Here is a 21,654-nt window from a genome sequence, read left to right on the forward strand (position 1 = left end):
AATATTCATGATCTTCTGCGCCCATTTGCAGATGTCATTCTCTGGTCCGTTCAAGAGTGTTGTTCAGGGTAATCTGTTTCAATGGTTGGTGGTGCTGCATGTAGCACTGGTTGTGATGGCTTCAGGCGGTCAGGCTAAAGAAAGGGTACTGACAGTTTATTTTGCCGGTACAGGTATGACCTGGAATGACTATATCCCTTTGAGTTGTCCATGGAATAGTCCGGAGTTACTGGCATCTCTCTATACGCATCACGATAGATCCAAAGCCATTGAGCACGACTCTTTTCAGCCCCAGAACGGCTCCTGGCCTCCTCTTTCCGTAGAACACACTGACGTTACGCATTTTAAATACTTTATCAACGGTCCAGGCACATCCAACGATACCCTGATGAAGGGTTCGGAGTCAAGATTGAGCAATCTGGTTTCATTGCTTGGCTCCATCGAACCTGATCTGGGGACACGGACGTGGAGCACTATTGATGCGGAAGCCATGGGTGGCCTCGATATGGTAATCAGCGCCTTTCCCGGTGATGATATTACCCTTAATATGCTTGGATTCAGTCGTGGTGGAGTTTCCGCAATGCGAATGGCTCACCTTGCTGCAATGTACCCTTCCGTGAAACACATCAATATTCTTTGCTTTGATCCTGTTCCTGGTGGCCTTGATCCTGTTGCCAAGCACGGTCCATATTTTGTGCTGCCGCAGAAAGTGCAACAGTATGTCGGGCTGTATGCGGAAGATGAACGGACATATCAATTTGAACCTGTTATCCCCAAGTGTTTGAACAATAGTACTACATTACTTTTGCTTCGTATGCCGGGAAGTCATGAGACAATGATGGGCAATCTGCAAATGCTTGGGCATTCTGCGGGCCTTAATCTCTCTTCTGTACTGAAAGAGGTTCCTGAATATAGAGTTGTTTCTCAACTTGCCTTTGTTATCGTGCAACGATTGGTTAATTCCAAGCCTTGGGGTAATGTCTCCCTGGCAGATGGCGGGAGTGTATTTGTTACAACCAGCGTCGACACGCGGGAAAAGTTCGCTCTGCTCAGTAAAGATGCATTGAATGTCCTTGATAGTCCCGCACCTTTTCCCTGGTCCAATTACCAGGATGCCATCCGGCAAACCAGTTTTTTGGGCACACTATTCGGAGGACGGGATGTCATATATACGCTTTTGGAAAAGGGGCATGAATTGCGTGTTGCTACACCTTTATCAGGTGATAAAAGGTTCGTTTTCTGGGGTGATGAACGGCGGCCATTTGGTGAATGGGTCAGAGGATATGGCTATCCTGGTGGATTTGTTTTCAATTCGGAGGTGGTGTATTGGCTCAATGACCTCACCTCCCGTATAAATGGTACCACCTGGGATATGCTGGAGAGATTCAGGGGAGACGAATAGCCTTAAAGTAATGGCCTTGAGGCTTAGCCCCGATTTTTCACGAGGATATTCTGCAGCAGATACGAGACACCAGACATGCAACCGTAGTGAACGACCTGAGTCTGTATTTACCTGTAATTATTCGGTAATATAGCAGGTGCTATACATTTGCTCCCCTCCATAGGGTGTTTTGTGGAGTTTCTCTGAAAAACACCTTGTTTTTGGAGGATTCCTGCTGATTACTATTATTTCAATCACTTAAATTTATTCAAAAAGTCATGAAAAAGCGGGTTGGGACCGCAGAAGAACTACGTTATCCAGTTTGTTTTGTTTATCGTTTAACAGGTTCTGGCAACAGCTCGCACAGTCTTGTATCCTGTGTTGCGCAATCCACTGCTGTGGAATCTGTAAAAGGAGGAAAGACGGTCTTCCTCACACAACGTGGTTGTTGTGATTCCTGCAAGAACGATATCTCATCGAACAAACAGGAAATCCCATTGACATCCGCACCTTTTCGAGGCATGTTGCATAGCGAAACTGCAGAGATAAGGGGCCGGTTGGAGCACGGAGGTGATGAGTAAACAACAACAACGGATACGATGGGTACTGTATTCCAGTCTCGGCCTGTGTCTTTTCTGCATTGCCATTCTTCCTACCTGTATTGGGTTCAATCCCATTCTGAAGCATCTTTTTTCTTTTCTGAATGCCAGTCAAACGTTCTCCACGCAGGTGCAATCATGTTCTTTCGGTTGGTTCACGCCACTCTCCTGCTCAAATTTTATCTATCAGGACTCTGATGTCGATATCTCAGTTGCAGAGATACACCTTGATCGTGGACTATTGAAACTCCTGCTAGCCCACAAAAATCCTGGAAAGGTCGCCATCATAAATCCCGCTGTTACCTTGTCGTCAGGCAAGGGGGAATCGGGCAATGCAAATGATGCAGAGGAAAAACAGAATAGGCAGGATACAAATCCTCTCCAGGAAGAATTATATGTAGCCGGTAAACCTGTCTGGGAAGGCCTCAGCCTTGAGCTGGAGATAAGAAATGGCACGTTGCATCGCCAAAACGATGACGGGCATCGATATGAGGTGCTTCAAGGGCTTGATCTTGATGCCAGTCTTTTTAATGGTACTGTAGAGTATACCTGCAGCCTGGCGTCTCCTCTTGGCAGTGGTAAAGCCAAAGCTTCTGGTTTTTTCAATTTACCTGCCGGAAAGAAGGGTGCCCTTACCTCCCTGGTATCTCAAACTACTCTGACCGTAGAGCAACTCGACCTGGAACCTCTTACGCTGTTCGTTGCCTCGCGGGGTAATCTTCCCCAGGGAAAGGGGCGGATCAGCGGACAGTGGCAGGTGCAGACGGCAGGGCTGGATCACTTGAATATTAAAGGGAATGCAGCCATTCAGGGGTTGCAGCTTTACGGAGGAGTATTGGGGACAGACCGTCCGGAATTTTCTTCGATAGAGCTAAGTGTGGATCTGGAGAAGCAAAAATTAGATCAGCTTGTTATCAACACCATTGATTTACATTCAGATTTGCTCAACTTTCAGGCTGTTGGACAATTATCAGGTACTGTGGGTAGCATGCAGGTCGATGGGAGTGTTCATCTCCCCCGTATGTTTGCTCTGTTTCCACAGACAATGAGAACCAGAGAAGGACTGCAATTGGATAAGGGGCAAGTTGATTTTTCCGTCCTCTATCAACTTAAGGGAAGCGGCAAAAGTGATCTGACAATGGAGTGCACCAGTGAAACAATACGTGGTCAGGTTGGCTCCGTACCACTTTATTGGGATCAACCAATCACTGCCGAGGTCTCTCTCGTTATTGATCGTGGAATCTCCATTTTACAAAACCTGCAATTACAGACTTCATTTGCACAGTTGAACGGCAGCGGTGCCCTTGATAATTTCGCCATGCACGGTTGGGCTGATCTTGCACAGGCCCAAAAGCAGTTGGGACAGCTGGTCGAGCTACCGGTAGAACTCCAGGGGAAAGCAAGCTGGGACAGTTCTGTAACGCTCAATGAACAGGACCGTTATCTTCTTGAATCTGATTTTCAGATAACTGACTTCGCTCTTGGCAAGGAAAGTCCCCCTGGCACCTTGTTAATGAATGTGCGGGCGTCAGGTCAACGAGATCTCTTTCAGGGAGGTCGTTCAGGTATCTGCGACATTCGTCTGGATTCTCAGATGGGTACATTTACTCTGCAGGCCAAAGACATACGACTGCAGCCCGCAGTTTCAGCTTCCTATAGTTTTGACAGCCATGTTGAGCTTGAGAAGTTTTCATCTTTCTTCCGGTCCCTGAACCTGTCAGACGTCAAAATGAACATACTGGGCGTTATAGACCTGGAGGCTTCTGGACGGTACTCGCCAGATGTGTATGATATTGATCATCTCCTGTTGAATATACAAGATTTCGTTTTGCAGCAAGGGCCAATAGGATATGAAGATACCCATGTGCAGTTGAAAATACAGCCTCCTCCGCAGGTGGCTGATGTATCGGAAGGTGTACGGATAGTTCCATTGCGGATATATGATACCAGGCAGGAATTTTTGTTGAGGAATGGTGTTGGGATCCGTATCCTGCCTGGGACTCGCCAATTGAATGCTCAACATCTGCAACTGGACACAGGGTTGCTGAAATTGACTGATTCGTCAATAGTGGTTGATGACTATTCGCACCCGATGCAAAAGTACCAGGCACATGTTCAGGCCTCTTTTCAGGCAGAAAATGTACTGGATGTGCTCATACAGAAGCATTTGGTACCTCAAGACTTTTCAGCTCATGGCACTCTGGATATACTCGCTGACACATCCACCAATGGGTTGGAGCAAAAAGGTACATTTCAAATTCATGGTAAAGAAACAGAAATTAAAAAACATGAAAAAATAGTGTTTCCTCAGCAAGAGATTCAGGGGCATGCCGATTTTGTTCATGATTGGACAACAAACTCCCTGCAACTTGAAAACGTAACCTTTGATTCAGGCTTAGGAATGTTGCAGGGGCAATTGCACAGTGATCCTGAGCTGAATGTTATGGGAAATGCGTCTCTTTCTCCCGATTATGGAGCAGTTTCAAAATTGCTTACTTCCCTGACCGGTAAGACAATTATGTTGGAGGGGAAGCAGGCTGTTCAAGTTGAATTTGGCACCGAAAAGCCGGGTAAGGAGGAAACTACACAGCTCCTGCCATCGTTGCACTCTTCAGTCAATCTGGACAGGCTGGCTTTTGAAACACTGCTGGTATCAAAGCTGCAATCTACTCTCGAACTGGAGCGGGGAGCTGGTAGCTTTACCCTGCAAGGCGAGCTCAACAACGGCAAAATATATATGCAGCCAAGCCTTGATTTCAGCGAGATTCCCCATGTGCTCATGGTCCAGCAGCCGCAGAGAGTTTTGGATGAGGTCAATATAACCGAGTCGCTTTCCGAGCAGTTGCTTTCCCGGATGCATCCTCTTCTCGGCGTATTTGTACAGCCAACTGGAACTATCTCTGTTCTGTTGAATCATTTGCTCTACCCTCTGGAAAAACCCGAGAATGTCTTGTTTGCAGCCAGTTTGAATATGCGCAATGTGCAAATGGCACGTAATGGTTTGTTTGCCAGCATATTATCTGTGACGGGTTTGGGGGAAGGAGATCTGCAGATTGCAGACAGTGAACTCAATTGCGAAGGCAACTCTTCAAGGGTAACTTGCTCTCCAATTCATCTGCTGGTGGGAGAAACTGCAGTCACCTTGACCGGTTCCATGAGTTACAGCGGTGAGCTGGATTATGTGTTCCAGATACCCGTAACACGGAACCTGGTAGGTAAAGACGCATATGAGGTGTTGGAAGGTTCCATTTTAAAAGTACCTGTTTCCGGTACTGTGCATAAACCACGGTGTGATATGCAGGCATTGCAGCAGAACATAGGTGCGCTTCTTGAAAAGGCAGCAGAAAAAAGCATTCAGGAGGAACTGCTGCAGGCGGTACCTGACCTGTGGGATAAGATTTTTTCAAAGTGATGTTATGGATAGTGTAATTCGTTTGTGTATTATCGGGGCTGGAGGGTTTGTTGGTGCCATAGGGCGTTATCTGGTTAGTGGCTGGGTTCAGAATCGTTCGGATCTTCTCCTCTTTCCAATAGGAACCATGGCTGTTAACCTGATTGGCTGTTTTTGCATTGGTTTTCTTACGATGTTAGTCGAGACCCGTTCTTTTTTTTCAGTGGAAATTCGAAGTTTTCTGCTGATAGGGATGCTGGGCGCCTTTACCACGTTTTCAACCTTTGGCAATGAGACCTTGATGTTGATGAGGGAAGGGCGCTTTGATTTAGCGGCATTTAACTCCGTGGTACAGGTCGTTATTGGCGTAGCCATGGTCTGGATGGGTAGAGCTGCGGCAGGAATAATCTGGAGGTAGTATGAAGTTACCTGATCAGGGATGTTTGTTGAAAATAATTGTCGGTGAAGCTCTTCGTTATCAGGGCATGCCACTTTATGAATGGATTGTGATCGAGGCGAGAAAGCAGGGGATAGCCGGGGCAACCGTTTACCGTGGAATAATGGGGTTTGGGGCAAATTCAAGGATAAAAACAAATTCTGTGTTGCGATTATCCAATGATATGCCTGTTGTCATCGAGATGATTGATGAAGCACAAAAGCTTGAAAAACTACTGGATACTATAGATCCTGCCATTTCTGAAGGGATAGTAACGCTACAGGATCTGGCCATACGTATGTATCGTCATCGCAAATGATACCATAAAACGAATAGAGCAAAGAATTAAGGGCCGTGTAAAAAATTAAGTAACCTAATCTTGTTGGTCTCTCAACTCATTCCCCTGAGTTTTTTGGATAGTTATTCTTTTCCGCGCCCCTAAGCAGTTGTTTGAAAAATAGTGAAAAACTCGGGCTTGAAATATATGCCCTGAAGAAAAATCACATTGGAAATAATCACACCTGCGTACCATTGAGAGAAAGGATTGCAAGGCGGATCTTTTGTTTGACTGCATGTGCGCTGGTATTGTTCTTTTTATTTTTTTGAGGAGAAAATAGTGGGAAAAAAAATTGTCATTGTTGGTGCTGTGGCTGCTGGCCCTAAAGCGGCATGTCGATTGAAACGGCTGGATCCTGATTGCGAGATCACCATGGTTGATCAGGATTCCCTCATTTCATATGGTGGGTGTGGTATACCATATTATGTAAGTGGAGATGTTTCAGATGCCAGTGAGCTGCGTGCAACTAGTTTTCATGTAGTTAGAGACGAGAACTTTTTTAAAAATGCTAAAGGGGTAAATGTGCTGACCAGTACCCGGGCCATGTCCATTGACAGGGAACGTAAGGTGCTCAGAGTGCAGCATATGGAGAGTGGGGAACAGCAAGAACTCCCTTATGATAAACTCATGCTGGCCACAGGTGCAAGCCCATTTGCCCTGCCTATTCCTGGAACAGACCTTGATGGTGTTTTTACCATTGCCAACTTGCACAAAGCCATAGAAATCAGGAAGCGAATATCCCAGGGGCAGGTTTCCAGGGCGGTGGTTATAGGTGGTGGTGCAATTGGTATAGAAATGGCTGAAGCATTAAAAGATCTCTGGGGTGTGGAAACGTCACTGATTGAATTGGCACCTCATCTCTTGCCAGGGATTGTAGATTGGCATTTTGCAGAAATGCTTAAAGTACATCTGCAGGAAAGCGGTGTGGATGTATATACAGGAGAGTCAGCCACAGAAATTATTGGTGATAGTGAAGGAAATGTGACTGCTGTTACAACCGGTGCCCGCACGCTGGATGCCGATTTAGTGATAATAGCTGTTGGGGTACGCCCACGGAGTGAGTTGGCCAGGGAAGCTGGACTCTCTGTAGCTCCCTGGGGAGGCATCCGTGTTAACAGACGGCTGCAGACTTCTGACCCTGATATTTATGCTGCAGGAGACTGTATTGCTTCCGTGAGCAGTATTACCGGCAAGGAAACCTATGCCCCGCTTGGCTCTTTAGCAAACCGCGAGGGGCGTGTTGTCGCAGACAATATCGCCGGGCTACCTTCCACGTTTGGTGGCGTCTGCGGTTCCTTTATCATGAAAGCTTTTGAGCGTTGCATTTCATGCACCGGGATCAGCTATAAAACAGCTATCGCAGAGGGATATGACGCCGAGTATGCGTTGACGTCTCCCCCGGACCGAGCACATTTTTTTCCCAACCAGTCCGTGGTTATTTTTCAGTTGGTTTTTGATAGAAGAACAAGAAAGGTGCTCGGGGCGCAAGGCTTCGGGATGATGAATGACAGTCTCTCGGCACGCATTGATACTGCTGCGGCCCTTATTGGCAAAGGCGGAACGATTGATGATTTCATCGGTGTTGAGATGGCATATGCTCCACCATTTTCCGCTGCCATTGATACCATTAATGCCGCAGGATTTGTTGCTGAAAATCTTTGTGAGAACCGGCTTCGACAAGTACAATTGGAACGCTTTCTTCATTGGATGACCGATATGGAAATTGAACCTGATTGGGTTGCCCTTGATATTCGACATCCGATGGAGGCCAAACCCTATGTTGAACGGTATGGTAAAGACAAATGGGTTGCTGTTCAATACGAACAGATGCGTGAAAAATATTCCGAAATACCGGAAGGGAAAACCTGCATCATTTTGTGCAATGCAGGTACTCGCTCCTATGAAGTTCAAATCTTCCTTGACCATCTCGGCAAAACAGATAGCATGGTATTAGGTGGTGGTTTAAATGTCATCAGCAGGTTGGGGGTCGATTGGTATATTAAATAAACGACTATAGTTGGCCACTGTAGTCCTGCAGGTCAAGGAGGTAGTATGGCAGAATTGAATGCGCAGCACATGATAGAGGAAATTCAGGCCAACATTAACACTGGCGATGCATTAAAAGCACAACTGGTCCTCGATCATTTGGGGTCTGTAGACAGCAAAACCCAGAATCGGCTGGTGTATGAATTGTCTAGAGCAGATGTGAAATTTACCGTTCCTCTGCTCAACTACCTTCTCGTGACTCAACCTGATTTGAGTCAGAGTCTTCCTGTTATCAGGGAGACTCTGATATCCAGCCTTATCGCCTATCCTGAAGTTTTAATCGATAGCCTTTCTTCCCCTGAAATAGATGATAAAACACTGTTTGTGGAAACTGCGGGAGAACTGAAGCTTGAAGAGGCAACAAATCCTTTGATTGAACTTCTTGGCAAGTCTGAAGATGGCTACACCATGAGGCTGATCATCGATAATCTTGGACTTATAGGTGATCCTGAATGCGTTAATACCCTGACGGATTTTCTGTACTCTGCAGATAGAGAATTGATTATGGCAGCCATTCACGCCCTGGGCATGGTTGGGACCAATACCGCCATGCACAGACTCGCAGAGAGAATGGGAACCGACAATGAGTTGGACCTGATTATTCTCGGTATTTTTGCAGATGTACAGGATCAGGTCTCTTTGGAAAAATTAAATGACACATTACGTTCGCATTATGCGCATATGCGTATCTATGCGAAAGACAGTCTCGTTGCAATAGGAACAAAAGCCGTTCCTGTGCTCATAGAAAACCTCAAGGAGGAAAATAACGATTTACTCATCCATACCCTGAATATTCTTGGCGATATCGGAGACGATAGTGCTATCATGCCAATTCGCACATTGCTTAACAGTGTTCCTAAAAATGCCAATGTGCGCTTTGCAGCCTATGAGGCGCTGGCCTTGTTACCTCTCCGTAAGGGAGCATATACATTGGCAGCCGGGCTTACGGATAAAGAAGATCATGTCTGTACAGCCGCCGCCAGGGCTATTGACAGGAACTTTAATGAAGTGCTTGCTGCCGGCATCAAGAATATGATTCGTCCACAAAGTGATGAATCCAGGCATATTGTTAAGATTATAGTGAACGCCCAGGTAGACAATATGTTCCTGAGCCTAGCCGAAGAAGAGTTTTTTCAAGAAATGGCTCTGGTCTATTTACCACACGCCCATCCGGACATTCGTGAGCACTATATTGCATTGCTCAGGCAAAAAGGCCTGAATGATTTCGCAGGTAAGCTCACCGGCGAGGTGAGTGAAGAGGGGGCCAGGTTGAAGGTTTGTGCTGTAGACGACTCTAGAATGATCCTCAATATTTATAAAGCGACATTGCATGAACTGGGCTTTGAGCCTGTTCTTTTTGAGTTCCCTGCAAGTGCGATTGAATGGCTTGGAAAAGAGAAGCCCGCCCTAGTGTTAACTGATCTGAACATGCCTGAAATTTCAGGAATAGAACTGACTCTGCGTTTACGGGAAAAGTATACTGTAGATCAATTACCTGTGATCATGGTGACCACCCAGGGAGATGCTCAGGATCATGAGGCTGCAACCTCTGCCGGTGTTAATGCCATTTTAATTAAACCGTTCAATGCTGAATCTTTGCGTAAAGCAATGGAGGAATTTATCGCTGTGAGTTAATTCCTCAAGCCTTTCTGAGGCACGGCATAGGGCATTTGTTCATCCCCCAGGATTAAAAGATGGGGGTTGACCGCACCTAGCCCTAGGGTTACATGCCAACAGCAAACATGGCATCCAGATCATGTTTGGAATAGGCTTTGAAAGCCAGCATTGTTTCTGTTTTTATAACTGCATCTATCTGCAGGAGTTTTTTGGTTACCAGACTGGAGAGATCTTCATTTGTTTTAACGCGAACTATGGCTATCAGGTCATACTGACCACTGACCGAGTAGACCTCAGAAATACCTTCAGTGTCAGCTAACTGTTCAGCTACGGTATTGATCTTGTTTCTCTTGACATTCATAAAAATAATCGCTGTAACCATTTATCAATCCTTGGATGTGGGTGGTTAAATGTTAAGTGTGAAATCTGAGTGGAGAGGTCATGTACCGATGGATTTCAAATACTGTAACAGGGAATTAAAATCACGCCCAACCTGTTCCGGGGAATGGGCATCTGACCCTGCCTGAAGGCGAATATGTTTTTTCTGCGCCATTTGTAGGATGTCACGGTTGGGAAAAGGATTATTTCGTAAGGTAAATCCGGAAGTATTGACTTCCAAAGCAATGTCTTTTTGCGACATTACATCAAGAATTTGTTCTATAAGTGAATAGTGATATGTTGTCAGAGTAATGTCTGGTACATGCCGTAGAGCGGCATCCAGGTGACAGACTACATCAATGTGTATATCATGCAAGACTTCCAGAATAGAGGTGAAATAGTCGTCGAGAACGATATTTCTACCAAAGGCTAATAATTGGCTCAGCCCACGTTTTTTCCTGCTGAGCAGATTGTAGTGCTCATTACCTATTTGAAAGAAATGGCGCGATAGACCAATGCGGTCCACTGGCAGCTTTGCAATACGCGAATACACCTCTTTGGGCATAGCAGGGTTAATACCAGCTTCAACACCGAGAAGAATGTTGATTTTATCTTTATAGCGTTCGCGTAGACGGTTTCCTTCTGAAAAATAATACCTGAAGTCCTCCGTGGTCAGCCAGCTTCGTGGCTGATAAGAAATACCAGTTTCCATGTGTTCCAGGAAACATATCGTATGCAGTTTCTTATCAATGGCAGCTTGGACATAATCTTCCATTTGCCCGGTAGCATGTTGACACAGCGAAGTATGAATATGGCCGTCAAATCCTGTGTCAATCTGCGTGGCCAGTGTCATGAAGGGCGTACGTATCCTTTAGGAAAGAGCTTGGGAGGTCAGGCATTTCCTTTGGGAAAGAAGTGCAAGACACCATCTATGTCGGAAGTGTCGCAAAAGTCGCCGAGTTCCATTTCTATGTCTATGAGATCCCCTATTCCTTCTATTTCAAGTGAAAAGGACGGGCCATCGGGAAGGTGATAGACAAGGGTGTCAACTTTTGAGAAATCAATTGTATTTGGGAAAATGTTTTTCATAAAATAAAAAATAAGGAAGTCCAGCTATATGGCTGAGCTTCAGGGTGGAGCTTAGAGCACCTTTTTCAAGATTGCCATGATGTGCAATTTGTATAGATACCCGAAAACGGTTGCGTTTATTGATATGTGTAATCAATATTGGCAACTCACAACAATACGTTACTGCACACCTTATGATGTTCTTCTATCTATTAACAGGTTCAGCGGTAATTGCACACAAAATTGCTCAAATGATTAGTACTTTTTTTTGGCAATTCGGGGGACAATCATTATGGAAAGGGCCGTATGATGCTCAATGTAACCCGATAGAAAATGTATTGTGTTCTAACCTGTTGATGTAGCAGTCTATTTTGTGTCTAGAGAATAAGGTTTGACAGTATTACCGAAGGTGGTAATATAGCAGGTTCATTTTATAAAAGCGTGTACTGTCTTTTGAATACTGATAATCGTTACAGAGATCAGTCCTGGAAGGGTTTGATTCAAGGGGAGTATATCGATAATGATTCGAGGGTGTCCGAGGGGGGGCCCAAAAAAGGTGATAAAGGTCCACCACGAGAGGGATTAGAGCATGTCCGATACGTTTGAAAACGATGCAATTCAGAGTAGTACTTTAAAGAGCACGGATAAAAATCCATCAAATATAATGCCGGAGAAATTGACTCTGGATTCAAGTCTCCAGTTCGAGTGTCATCCCGGAGTGAGTTGTTTTACTGCATGTTGCCATAATATTAAAATAATTTTAACTCCTTATGATATTCTCATCCTGAGTAGAAGACTCGGCATTACAGCCAGTAAATTTGTTACTGAATACACTGAACCTACCTATTTGGAAAAAACAGATATGCCCGGTGTACAGCTGAAACTTGTAGGAGAGAAAAGGGGATGTCCTTTTGTTACACCTGAAGGCTGTACCGTGTACGAAGATCGCCCAACAGCGTGTCGCTATTATCCTGTGGGAATGGCTGATTTTCATGAGGGAGGCTCAAATGATGCTGCTGAGGAGAAATTTTTCTTTTTGGTAAAAGAACCTCATTGTAAGGGACACGAAGAATCCAAACGGTGGACCATTCGTGAATGGCGGGCTGATCAAGGCGTTGATATTCGTGATGAAATGAATAAGGAATGGCTTCGCCTAGTCATGCGTAGAAAATCGTTTGGGCATCAGGCTTCTTTGAGTGAGGCAGCCAAACGGATGTTCTTTATGGCATCCACTGATTTGGATACATTCCGGGATTTTATTTTCAACAGTTCTTTTCTTGACACCTATGAAGTCGACCCGGAGACTGTTGCCAAAATCAAAGAGGATGATGTTGAGCTTATGCTTTTTTCATTCAGATATCTGGCAAATACTCTTTTTGGCGCCGGTGGAATGAAAATTAAGGAAGATAAACTTAAAGCCAAGGTGGAAGAAATCAAGGAACGGCAGGATGAATCACTGAAAAAGGCTGAGCAGGAGTATAAGGAGTTAAAAGCCGAGCGCGACAGGATGCTCCAGGAACGTAAAGCATAAAAAGAAAGCGTTACAAGAGATAAAAACTCTTATGTAGGATGAGATCTGTCCAGAAAGGGATCTTTCTGGACAGATTGAACATGTTACTCTTTAAAGAGATGGAAAAAAATATCTGAAATATAGACTACACCCACCAATTTTCCATTATCCACCACCGGCATCCGACGGATACGATCCTTTATCATGCGGTCAACTATGGCCATGAGAGGTTCATCGGGGGAAATGCTCAAAATATTCGGATTCATGATTTGCCGAACGGTTTTTTCTTTCACAGCTTCAATGAACTGATCCAGTTCACCTTTCCATGAAATAGTATCACCATCTATACCATAGTTCAAAAAAGAAGGACGTAAATGGTACAGTATGTAGAACATACTTATTGTGCCAACCAGTCTGTAGGCATCATCGACCACCATAAGACTCACTGTTTTGTGTCCGGTGGGACGAATTTTGGCGTCAAGTATTCGGCGGATGGCATTTACTGCAGGAGCATCCAAATGTATGGTGTCAAAGTTTTTTACCATTATGTCTTTGGCAAATAGTTGCATATTCAACTCCTTGGTTCATCTGAAAGGAAATTTGCAGTTTACATACATCCCTTATAGTATTTATGCAACACTACAATGTAAAAATCCAGTCATATCAATTCAGTTATAACTAAGATGCTCTTTCATTTCATTTTTTTGATGTGGTGGAGAAAAATAGGGGGATAATGGAAATGATCAGCTGGTGTAAGCAGGCCTGAAGGCATTACGTACGGAGTTTTTTGAGTCACTGCTTTAAGGGGCACGGAAAAAATAAAATATCCAATCTTGCTTGTCTCTCAACTTGGTAACGCAGTAGCGTCAAGGGTTCAATACTGCCAATATGGAACTATTGACGCTACGACGTTACCAAACCGATATCCTACGCAATTTTTGGATATTTATTATTTTTCGTGATCCTAAACTTTGAATTTATGCTGTTTGACAGGCTGTTTTTAAGATGAATTTTTCTGTTGGAATAATCTGAAAAAACAGGAAATCTGCCGGCAGAGTCCTGGAGAGTAACAGGGTAAAAAAAAAAGCCCTGCCGGAATATCCGGCAGGGCTTTCTTCAATAATGGCAATACTGATTATTCAACATCCAAAGCTTTTGCCCATGCTTTGAGCATTTTCCAGGATTTGTCAGTATCTGTCTGTGCAGCTGTCATAAGCTGGTCAACCATATCAGGATTGGCCATCTTCAGCATACGATAACGGTTTTCGTTCAGAGCGTAGTCGGCAAAGGACATAGTCGGCTCTTTACTATCAATGGTCAATGGGTTTTTACCCTCGGCCTCGAGATCAGGATTGTAGCGGTACAAGGACCAGTGACCACACTCAACAGCTTTCTTCTGCTGCTCAAGACCTGTAGCCATGTTAATACCATGGTTGATGCAGTGTGCATAGGCGATGATCAGAGATGGTCCGTCATAGGCTTCAGCCTCAGCAATGGCTTTGATTGCCTGCTGTGGGTTGGCACCCAGAGAAATGCGGGCTACATATACAGTCCCAAAGGTGGAGAAGATCATACCCATATTTTTCTTAGGTGCTTTCTTACCACCAGCAGCAAACTGTGCTACAGCTGCACGAGGTGTGGATTTGGACATCTGACCACCGGTGTTGGAGTACACTTCGGTATCCAGAACCATAACATTAACGTTTTGACCAGAGGCAAGAACGTGATCCAGACCGCCGTAACCAATATCGTACGCCCAACCGTCGCCACCGAAAATCCAAACGGATTTTTTCACCAGGTAATCGGCAAGGGAAACGAGACCTTTGGAGAGTTTGTCGGAATTACCCGCAAGAGCTGCCTTCAATTCAGCAACACGCCCACGCTGTGCTTCAATTTCATCCTGGGTGCTCTGGGTAGCGTCAAGCAGTCCATCAGCCATTGCCTTGTCGATCAATTTGGCTTCTACAGCAGCTTCTACCAGCTCTGCTGCCTGACTACCGAGTTTGTCAACAGACTGACGCATACCAAGACCGTATTCAGCATTGTCTTCGAACAGTGAGTTTGACCAGGCAGGACCACGGCCATCATCACGAGTACAGTATGGTGTGGTCGGCAGGTTACCACCATAGATTGAAGAACAACCTGTAGCATTGGCTACCAGCATCCTATCACCGAACAACTGGGTGATCAGTTTAACATAAGGAGTTTCACCACAACCTGCGCAAGCACCGGAGAACTCAAACATAGGTCTCAGGAACTGGCTGCCTTTAATGGTTGTTGGGTTGATGGTGGCACGATCAACTTCCGGCAGTTTCAGGAAAGCTTCCCAGTTTTTGGACTCGCGCGCATGTACTTCTTCGGTGTTGGGGATCATTACCAGCGCAGGTGTCTCTGTTTTCTTACCATCTGTATCTTTCTTACGCGCAGGGCAGGCAGTAACACAAAGTGTACAACCGCAGCAATCAGCTGTGGAAATCTGCATGGTGAATTTCATGCCTTTGTATTCTTTACCAACTGCGTCTGCTGTTTTGAAATCCGCGGTTGCCCCAGCTGCTTCAAGTGCTTCAGGTGTAGCAACTTTCATACGGATACAGCCATGTGGGCATACCAGGGAACAACGTCCACATTGGATACAGGTCTCTGGATCCCAGCTGGAAACATTGACCGCGATGTTTCGTTTTTCCCATTGTGTAGTGGCTGTTGGCCAGCGACCATTGTCAGGCATTTGAGAAACGGTGATTTCTTCTCCGCGGCCTTCCATCATTTTAGCGGTAATTTCCTTAACAAACTTAGGCGCTTCTTCAGGAACGGTTGGCGGCATTTCGTGACCAGAAACTTCACTTGGTAAAGATACCTGGACAATGTTCTCTATGGCACCGTCAACTGCTGCATAGTTCATGTTGACGATCTTATCGCCTTTTTTGCCATAGGTTTTCTTGATCGCAGTTTTAATAGCCTCTACTGCGGCTTCCTGGGTGAGAATACCGGAGATCATGAAGAATGCTGTCTGCATGATCATGTTGATACGTGCACCCAAACCAATTGCCTGGCCAAGTTTTACTGCATCAATGATGTAGAATTTTGCTTTTTTCTCTATCAGTTGTTTCTGAACCAGAGCTGGCAGATGAGACCAGATTTCATCTTTAGAGAATACAGTGGTCAGGAGAAAAGTTCCTTCATCTTCCAGGTTAGCCAGCATGTCGTAGGAATCCAGGAAGGCAAAGTTGTGACAGGCGATGAAGTTGGCTTTGTTGATCAGGTAAGGAGCAACAACCTGGTTCTCTCCAAAACGGAGGTGAGAAACGGTCATGGAACCTGATTTTTTAGAATCGTAAACAAAGTAACCCTGGGTAGAGTTGGTTGTCTCACCACCGATGATCTTGATGGTATTTTTATTCGCGCCAACGGTACCGTCTGAGCCTAAACCATAGAACAGAGCACGATAGACATCTTCGCTTTCAATGTTAAAGGTTTTATCGTAATCCAGGCTGGTAAACGCAACGTCGTCGTTGGGGCCAACACAGAATTTTTTCTTAGGTGCAAAGGATGCCATGTTGTCGTATACAGCTTTCACCATGGCTGGGGTGAACTCTGCAGAACCAAGACCATAACGTCCACCGAGAATCATAGGCATGAACATGGTAGGGTTGGCTTCAACTGCTTCACCAACTGCTGCACGAACATCAAGATACAGAGGCTCGCCAAGGGCACCAGGCTCTTTGGTACGGTCCATAACAGTGATACGTTCAACGGTACCGGGCAGGGCGTTGACCATAGCTGCAGCATCAAAAGGTCTGAAAAGACGAACGATAACGCAACCAACTTTGTCTCCCTGGCTGGCCAGGTAATCAATGGTGGAAGCAACAACTTCCGCACCGGAACCCATGATAACGATGACGTCTGTTGCATCCGGAGCGCCGTAGTAATCGAAAAGGTGATACTGACGACCGGTTATCTTGGCGAATTGATTCATTTTCGCCTGTACGATTCCAGGTACAGCATCATAATATTTGTTTACTGTTTCACGGCCTGTGAAATATACGTCAGGATTCTGAGCAGTACCGCACATACTTGGGCGGTCTGGAGTCAGCGCACGCTCACGATGGGCAAGAACCTGGTCATCATCAATCATTGCACGCATATCATCCATTGTCAGTTCTTCGATCTTGGCTACCTCATGGGAGGTACGGAAACCATCAAAGAAATGCAGGAAAGGAATACGTGATTCCAAGGTTGCGGAAGTGGAGATCAGAGCCATATCCTGAGCCTGCTGTACGTTCTCTGCACAGAGCATAGCCCAGCCTGTCTGACGGGCTGACATTACATCACTGTGATCGCCGAAGATTGAGAGACCCTGATAGGCGAGGGCACGAGCTGTTACATGGAATACGGTAGGGGTCAGCTCACCTGCGATTTTGTACATATTGGGCAGCATCAGCAGCAAACCCTGTGACGCAGTAAATGTGGTGCAGAGAGCGCCTGTGTTCAGAGAACCATGCAACGCGCCGGCTACGCCACCCTCTGACTGCATCTGAGAGATGACAGGAATTGTTCCCCAGATATTCTGTTGCTTTGCATTGGCTTTGGCATCCGCTTCTGCTGCCATCGGAGATGATGGCGTAATAGGATAGATTGTGATGACTTCACTGGTGGCATACGCAACATGGGTACATGCCTGGTTGCCGTCAATGGTGACCATTTTTCGCGACATAGTTCTTTCTCCTTACACGATGGTTACTTATTGCCGGCAGAATTCCCGTCGGCAATTGTTTTGAAAAAAGGGGACATCTCTGTGCAGAAACAAAGAGCCACATTTTTTTTAAACACTGGAAGATTTGGGTGAGGACGGACTAATCCTGAAAAAAATGATTGACGCTTCATTCAATCACGAAGTGCTAGCCATCCGAAAGAAACCCTACTTTCCCCCCCAGTATAGTTGGGCCTTCTTGGAACGAGACCTTTACAACATCAACGGCGACATACCTGTACCGCAGATAAGAACAAAGATCATTTAATGAGGGGAAGATAAACTAAAAAAAAGTATAATGCAACGGTAAAGAGCTCTCTAAATGGGTAGGATAAGTAGACCTTTGCGAATAAGAAGTGATTGCTACTCAGGTGCATAAAACAGGAATATAGGAAATCCTTTAACAAGGATGGTATCCTGCCCGTCAGTATACCTGAAAAGGTGAGGGCCGATTCATTACCTGGTCCTTTGCTCCATGCTGGAATGGTTTGCTGCATGAAAAATGAGTCTCGGGGCAACAGTATAAAAAAACCAGTAATCAGGAAAAATATTCGTCACAGACCCTTATGGTACAAAACGGTTGGCATAACCCCATAACCGTACGTTGTCACCTTATGTATTTTCCTCTTCAATGAAATCTTTGATTTTTTCGTACAAAGACTGTGGAATCTGTTCGCTATACATAAATTGCTCGGCTTCATCTCCACTGATTTGCTGTTTGATTTCCAATGGAAGGCTTCTTAAAAAAGCAACCCGCTCAGGAATCGGTTTTTTTGCCGGTGTCTGTGTAGGATTGTTCCGCATCAGAGATCCTCATAGGCCAGAAGTAAATAAATAATGTTTTTATCTGTGTTACCTGTATAGTGCTTTATGCATTTTGGGCGCAGATGTAAATGGGGGAGCCGGTTTTTGTCGTTTTTTTCACATGTATATTTTGCCTGGGGAAAATTTTTTCACCGAAAAACACCTATATTATTAACTTCCCGTAGAAATTGTTTGGCCCTTTAACAGATTCTGGTATAGTGCCGTTTTTTGGATAAAGATTTTATGATGGCGTTGTGTTGTGTTCTCACAGGAAAGCATTGTTGAAAAAATTAGACAGCAGTTGGATTCTCAGGAACAGGAGATTTTGAGCGGCTTGGCCTGTTGCAACAGGGAATCCCTCCGTCGACGTGAAGAGAAGCGTCCTGGATATCGACAGAATTTTGCCATGGATGCTGATCGTATTCTGCATTCCAAATCGTATTCCAGATACATTGATAAAACCCAGGTCTTTTCTCTCATAGAAAATGATCATATCAGTCACCGGGTGCTTCATGTGCAACTTGTTGCCCGCATTTCGCGAACCATTGGCAGATTTCTTGCGCTTAATGAAGATCTCATTGAAAGCATTGCCCTAGGACACGATATTGGTCACCCGCCCTTTGGTCACGAAGGGGAACGTATTCTCTCAAAGATCTGTAGGCTACATGGGCTTCCGTCTTTTCAACATAATGTACAGTCGATTCAGTTTCTCGATCGCTTTGAGCGTAAAGGCACGGGCTGGAATTTAAGTCTTCAGGTTCTTGATGGGATTTTGTGCCATGATGGTGAAGTAAATGTGACCCGGTTACGTCCAGACCGCGAGAAAAATTTTGCATTGTTTGACTGTGAATTGAAAGACAAAGCCGACAATCCCAGCTTGCAGCTTTATCCCATGACCCTGGAAGGATGTGTTGTACGGCTCGCTGATACCATAGCCTATATCGGCAGGGATATAGAAGATGCCATAGAACTTGGTTTCATTTCCAGAAAAGATATTCCCACTTCCTGCGCGTCTGTATTGGGGACAACGAACGGGACCATTGTTCATACCTTGGTAACGGACCTGATCTGCAATAGCACCCATGTTCGGACCGCAAGAACACAAGCAGGTGAACGGGATTTTATCGGTTTCAGTGAGGCTGTGGCGACTCAGCTTTTGGAACTGAAAAGATTTAATTACCAGAATATATATACTAATGCAGCGTTCAAGCCGGATTTTGTCAAAATCCATCGTTGCTATGAGCAGTTGTTCGACTATTTTTTACGACAAGCAATGAACGAAGAAGAAACTGGAGAAACAGGCCGTTTTCTCCGCTCCATGTCCAAACAATACAGACAGGAGCACAATTGTGTAGAGTTGGTCCGTGATTATCTCGCGGGAATGACAGATAAATTTTTCCTGCGTAAGGCCCGAGAGATCGGGTGCGATGTTCCGGAGCGGCTATGCGTGCAAAATTGAAGCTACTGCTCCCGGGTGAGCAGGCGAGAATGATTACCATAGCTGCCTTTATAGGCGTGATGTCAGGATTTTCCATTATTGCCTTCAGAGAGGCTGTGGAACTGGTGCATGAGGTCGTTTTTGTCGGAGGGTATAATCTCCTTGGCATTGAACAGGGAGGGTGGCGTTGTCTGCTTATCCCTTTATTACCCATGGCTGGTGCAGTTGGCCTTATTCCTTTATCCCTGCTTTTTCCCGGAAAAGTTAACGGCTATGGTCTCCCTGCCTTCTTGCGTCGGGTAAATCTGGAAAATGGAGTTATCCGTGCACGCAATATTTTTATTAAAATTGTGGCAACGGCTCTCACCATTGGTTCCGGTAATTCGGCAGGTGTGGAGGGGCCCATCGCGCAGATTGGAGGGGCGGTCGGTTCACAAGTAGGGCAACGCTTCCGTGTTAGCGGTAAGCGTATGAAGGTTTACATCGCAGCAGGCTGCGCAGGAGGAATAGCAGGTATTTTTAATGCGCCGCTGGCAGGCATTTTTTTTGCCGCTGAAATTGTTCTCCTTGGTACCTATGAAATTTCATCTTTTTCCGCACTTGTCATTTCTTCTGCGCTTTCCACTGTTGTTTCCAGGGCCTATTATGGGCAGGTTCCCGCTTTTCCTATTCCTGACTACCAGATTGTAAATTATTTTGTTGAGTTGCCATTGTATGCAATAATGGCCTTTCTTGTTGGAATTCTTGCAGTTATTCATATTCGTTTTTTTTATTATGTGAGGGATAAGTTTCAAAACCTCCCATTGCATCCGCAGGCTAAACCAATACTGGGAGCTTTTCTTGTAGGATGCATAGGGATTTTCTTCCCACAGATTATGGGGGATGGCTATGGCTACATTGAAAAGACTTTAACAGGTCATGGTGTTGTCTGGCTGATGTTTGTATTGATCTTCCTTAAGTCCATAGGCACAGCCATAACCCTGGGTTCAGGGGGCGCAGGAGGCGTTTTTGCTCCCTCGCTGTTTATTGGCGCCGTTATCGGCGGGGCATATGGTGGCGTGGTTCATAACTGGTTTCCCGGTCTGACAGCCGATCCCGGAGCATATGCAACTGTCGGTATCGGTGCTTTTATGGCGGCTTCAACCCATGCTCCCCTGACTGCGATTTTTCTCCTGTTTGAAATGACAGGAAATTACATGATCATCATCCCTGTTATGATGACCGCTGTCATCGGTACCATGACTGCAACCAGATTTTATTCAGACTCAATTGATACAGTCGATTTTACACGTCAGGGTATTGATATCCATCAAGGAAGAGAAGTGGCTATCATGAAATCCATCCGTGTTGGTAAAGCTATTATTGAAGACGTTGATTTTATCAGTGAGAATGCAAATATAAATCATCTTCTAGAGTTATTTCGTTTTGCAAAAGACAGTTTTTATTTTCCCGTGGTAAACCATAAGGGGCTCATGGTAGGTGTTGTTTCCATGCAGGATGTCAAGACAATACTCCACGATGAAGAACAGCGGGTCTGTTACCTGGTAGGTGCCATCTGTACTAGAGATGTGATCATGCTGACCCCTGACGCAACCTGTTACGAAGCCATGCAGCTTTTCGATATTAAGGGGATTGATGAAATCCCTGTGGTGGAATCCCATGAAGAACCGTGGGTGCTCGGTATGCTCAGACGACAGGATGTAATAGCAGCGTATAACCATGAAATGCTCAACCGGGGTATTAACGAAAAGGCTGAATCCATCCGTATGTTATGTTCAGCGACCTGAGCATATGCCTCATATAGGAGTAAACATCAAATGAGGAATTTGTAAAAGAGCACCGGAAAGGTGCTCTTTTTTTTACATTTTCCTTCCTGTCAATAAATAGGAAAATCTTATTATA

15 protein-coding genes are annotated in these 21,654 nt (G+C 45.2%); 9 read left to right on the plus strand and 6 right to left on the minus strand.

The window, feature by feature from the left end; genetic code table 11:
• The first annotated feature begins 7 nt into the window (after positions 1-7).
• The 6 genes from G493_RS0106750 to G493_RS0106780 all read left to right on the plus strand — a co-directional run bounded on the left by G493_RS0106750 (position 8) and on the right by G493_RS0106780 (position 9,825).
• On the plus strand, positions 8-1,402 hold the full coding sequence (locus G493_RS0106750) for a hypothetical protein (protein WP_028579762.1): 1,395 nt from the start codon (positions 8-10) through the stop codon (positions 1,400-1,402).
• 552 nt (positions 1,403-1,954) lie between these two features.
• Complete coding sequence (locus G493_RS0106760) at positions 1,955-5,392, plus strand: translocation/assembly module TamB domain-containing protein (RefSeq protein WP_028579764.1); 3,438 nt, start codon at positions 1,955-1,957, stop codon at positions 5,390-5,392.
• Positions 5,393-5,396: 4 nt separating this feature from the next.
• Positions 5,397-5,789, plus strand: coding sequence for a fluoride efflux transporter CrcB (gene crcB / locus G493_RS0106765; RefSeq protein ID WP_028579765.1), 393 nt, complete (start codon positions 5,397-5,399; stop codon positions 5,787-5,789).
• Position 5,790: 1 nt separating this feature from the next.
• The gene (locus tag G493_RS0106770) at positions 5,791-6,126 is read left to right on the plus strand and encodes a DUF190 domain-containing protein (RefSeq protein WP_028579766.1); all 336 of its coding nucleotides are present in this window, start codon (positions 5,791-5,793) and stop codon (positions 6,124-6,126) included.
• 297 nt (positions 6,127-6,423) lie between these two features.
• Positions 6,424-8,151 carry an FAD-dependent oxidoreductase gene (locus tag G493_RS0106775; protein WP_028579767.1) on the plus strand — a complete coding sequence of 576 codons (1,728 nt, stop codon included), beginning with the start codon at positions 6,424-6,426 and terminating at the stop codon, positions 8,149-8,151.
• Positions 8,152-8,196: 45 nt separating this feature from the next.
• Positions 8,197-9,825 carry a HEAT repeat domain-containing protein gene (locus G493_RS0106780; protein ID WP_028579768.1) on the plus strand — a complete coding sequence of 543 codons (1,629 nt, stop codon included), beginning with the start codon at positions 8,197-8,199 and terminating at the stop codon, positions 9,823-9,825.
• Between the two features lie 88 nt (positions 9,826-9,913).
• Here the strand turns inward: G493_RS0106780 and G493_RS0106785 are convergent, their stop codons facing one another.
• Genes G493_RS0106785 through G493_RS0106795 form a run of 3 tightly spaced genes read right to left on the minus strand, consistent with a single transcriptional unit; the run spans position 9,914 to position 11,274 of the window.
• Positions 9,914-10,189 (minus strand): Lrp/AsnC family transcriptional regulator, encoded by a 276-nt coding sequence (locus G493_RS0106785; RefSeq protein ID WP_028579769.1) that lies wholly within the window; start codon positions 10,187-10,189, stop codon positions 9,914-9,916.
• Between the two features lie 57 nt (positions 10,190-10,246).
• A complete protein-coding gene (locus G493_RS0106790) occupies positions 10,247-11,038 on the minus strand; it encodes a histidinol-phosphatase (protein WP_028579770.1) in 792 nt (263 codons plus the stop codon).
• Between the two features lie 38 nt (positions 11,039-11,076).
• A complete protein-coding gene (locus tag G493_RS0106795) occupies positions 11,077-11,274 on the minus strand; it encodes a hypothetical protein (RefSeq protein WP_028579771.1) in 198 nt (65 codons plus the stop codon).
• Positions 11,275-11,842: 568 nt separating this feature from the next.
• Between G493_RS0106795 and G493_RS0106800 the strand changes: the two genes are divergently transcribed.
• Entirely contained in the window at positions 11,843-12,784 is a 942-nt protein-coding gene (locus G493_RS0106800) for a YkgJ family cysteine cluster protein (RefSeq protein ID WP_028579772.1), read from the plus strand.
• An 83-nt stretch (positions 12,785-12,867) separates the two neighbouring features.
• Here G493_RS0106800 and G493_RS0106805 read toward each other — a convergent pair whose 3' ends face one another.
• The 3 genes from G493_RS0106805 to G493_RS0106820 all read right to left on the minus strand — a co-directional run bounded on the left by G493_RS0106805 (position 12,868) and on the right by G493_RS0106820 (position 18,314).
• On the minus strand, positions 12,868-13,332 hold the full coding sequence (locus tag G493_RS0106805; protein WP_028579773.1) for a CBS domain-containing protein: 465 nt from the start codon (positions 13,330-13,332) through the stop codon (positions 12,868-12,870).
• A 566-nt stretch (positions 13,333-13,898) separates the two neighbouring features.
• A complete protein-coding gene (nifJ, locus tag G493_RS0106810) occupies positions 13,899-17,474 on the minus strand; it encodes a pyruvate:ferredoxin (flavodoxin) oxidoreductase (RefSeq protein ID WP_028579774.1) in 3,576 nt (1,191 codons plus the stop codon).
• Between the two features lie 648 nt (positions 17,475-18,122).
• Positions 18,123-18,314, minus strand: a complete 192-nt coding sequence (locus G493_RS0106820; protein ID WP_028579776.1) for a hypothetical protein — start codon at positions 18,312-18,314, stop codon at positions 18,123-18,125.
• Between the two features lie 259 nt (positions 18,315-18,573).
• On the opposite strand from G493_RS0106820, the gene G493_RS0106825 reads away from it, so the two are divergent.
• Both G493_RS0106825 and G493_RS28190 read left to right on the plus strand, forming a co-directional pair.
• On the plus strand, positions 18,574-19,773 hold the full coding sequence (locus G493_RS0106825) for a deoxyguanosinetriphosphate triphosphohydrolase family protein (RefSeq protein WP_028579777.1): 1,200 nt from the start codon (positions 18,574-18,576) through the stop codon (positions 19,771-19,773).
• Positions 19,758-21,539 carry a chloride channel protein gene (locus G493_RS28190; RefSeq protein ID WP_035273861.1) on the plus strand — a complete coding sequence of 594 codons (1,782 nt, stop codon included), beginning with the start codon at positions 19,758-19,760 and terminating at the stop codon, positions 21,537-21,539. The genes G493_RS0106825 and G493_RS28190 overlap by 16 nt, the downstream gene beginning before the upstream one ends.
• Positions 21,540-21,654 lie beyond the last annotated feature (115 nt).

Source organism: Desulfogranum japonicum DSM 18378, assembly GCF_000429945.1.
GTDB lineage: Bacteria > Desulfobacterota > Desulfobulbia > Desulfobulbales > Desulfobulbaceae > Desulfogranum > Desulfogranum japonicum.

What these genes read in the sequence shown, in the direction of transcription:
- G493_RS0106750 (WP_028579762.1), top strand. Translation starts at nt 8, where the DNA reads ATGATCTTCTGCGCCCATTTGCAGATGTCATTCTCTGGTCCGTTCAAG.
- G493_RS0106760 (WP_028579764.1), top strand. Translation starts at nt 1,955, where the DNA reads ATGAGTAAACAACAACAACGGATACGATGGGTACTGTATTCCAGTCTC.
- crcB (WP_028579765.1), top strand. Translation starts at nt 5,397, where the DNA reads ATGGATAGTGTAATTCGTTTGTGTATTATCGGGGCTGGAGGGTTTGTT.
- G493_RS0106770 (WP_028579766.1), top strand. Translation starts at nt 5,791, where the DNA reads ATGAAGTTACCTGATCAGGGATGTTTGTTGAAAATAATTGTCGGTGAA.
- G493_RS0106780 (WP_028579768.1), top strand. Translation starts at nt 8,197, where the DNA reads ATGGCAGAATTGAATGCGCAGCACATGATAGAGGAAATTCAGGCCAAC.
- G493_RS0106785 (WP_028579769.1), bottom strand. Translation starts at nt 10,189, where the DNA reads ATGGTTACAGCGATTATTTTTATGAATGTCAAGAGAAACAAGATCAAT.
- G493_RS0106790 (WP_028579770.1), bottom strand. Translation starts at nt 11,038, where the DNA reads ATGACACTGGCCACGCAGATTGACACAGGATTTGACGGCCATATTCAT.
- G493_RS0106795 (WP_028579771.1), bottom strand. Translation starts at nt 11,274, where the DNA reads ATGAAAAACATTTTCCCAAATACAATTGATTTCTCAAAAGTTGACACC.
- G493_RS0106800 (WP_028579772.1), top strand. Translation starts at nt 11,843, where the DNA reads ATGTCCGATACGTTTGAAAACGATGCAATTCAGAGTAGTACTTTAAAG.
- G493_RS0106805 (WP_028579773.1), bottom strand. Translation starts at nt 13,332, where the DNA reads ATGCAACTATTTGCCAAAGACATAATGGTAAAAAACTTTGACACCATA.
- nifJ (WP_028579774.1), bottom strand. Translation starts at nt 17,474, where the DNA reads ATGTCGCGAAAAATGGTCACCATTGACGGCAACCAGGCATGTACCCAT.
- G493_RS0106820 (WP_028579776.1), bottom strand. Translation starts at nt 18,314, where the DNA reads ATGCGGAACAATCCTACACAGACACCGGCAAAAAAACCGATTCCTGAG.
- G493_RS28190 (WP_035273861.1), top strand. Translation starts at nt 19,758, where the DNA reads ATGCGTGCAAAATTGAAGCTACTGCTCCCGGGTGAGCAGGCGAGAATG.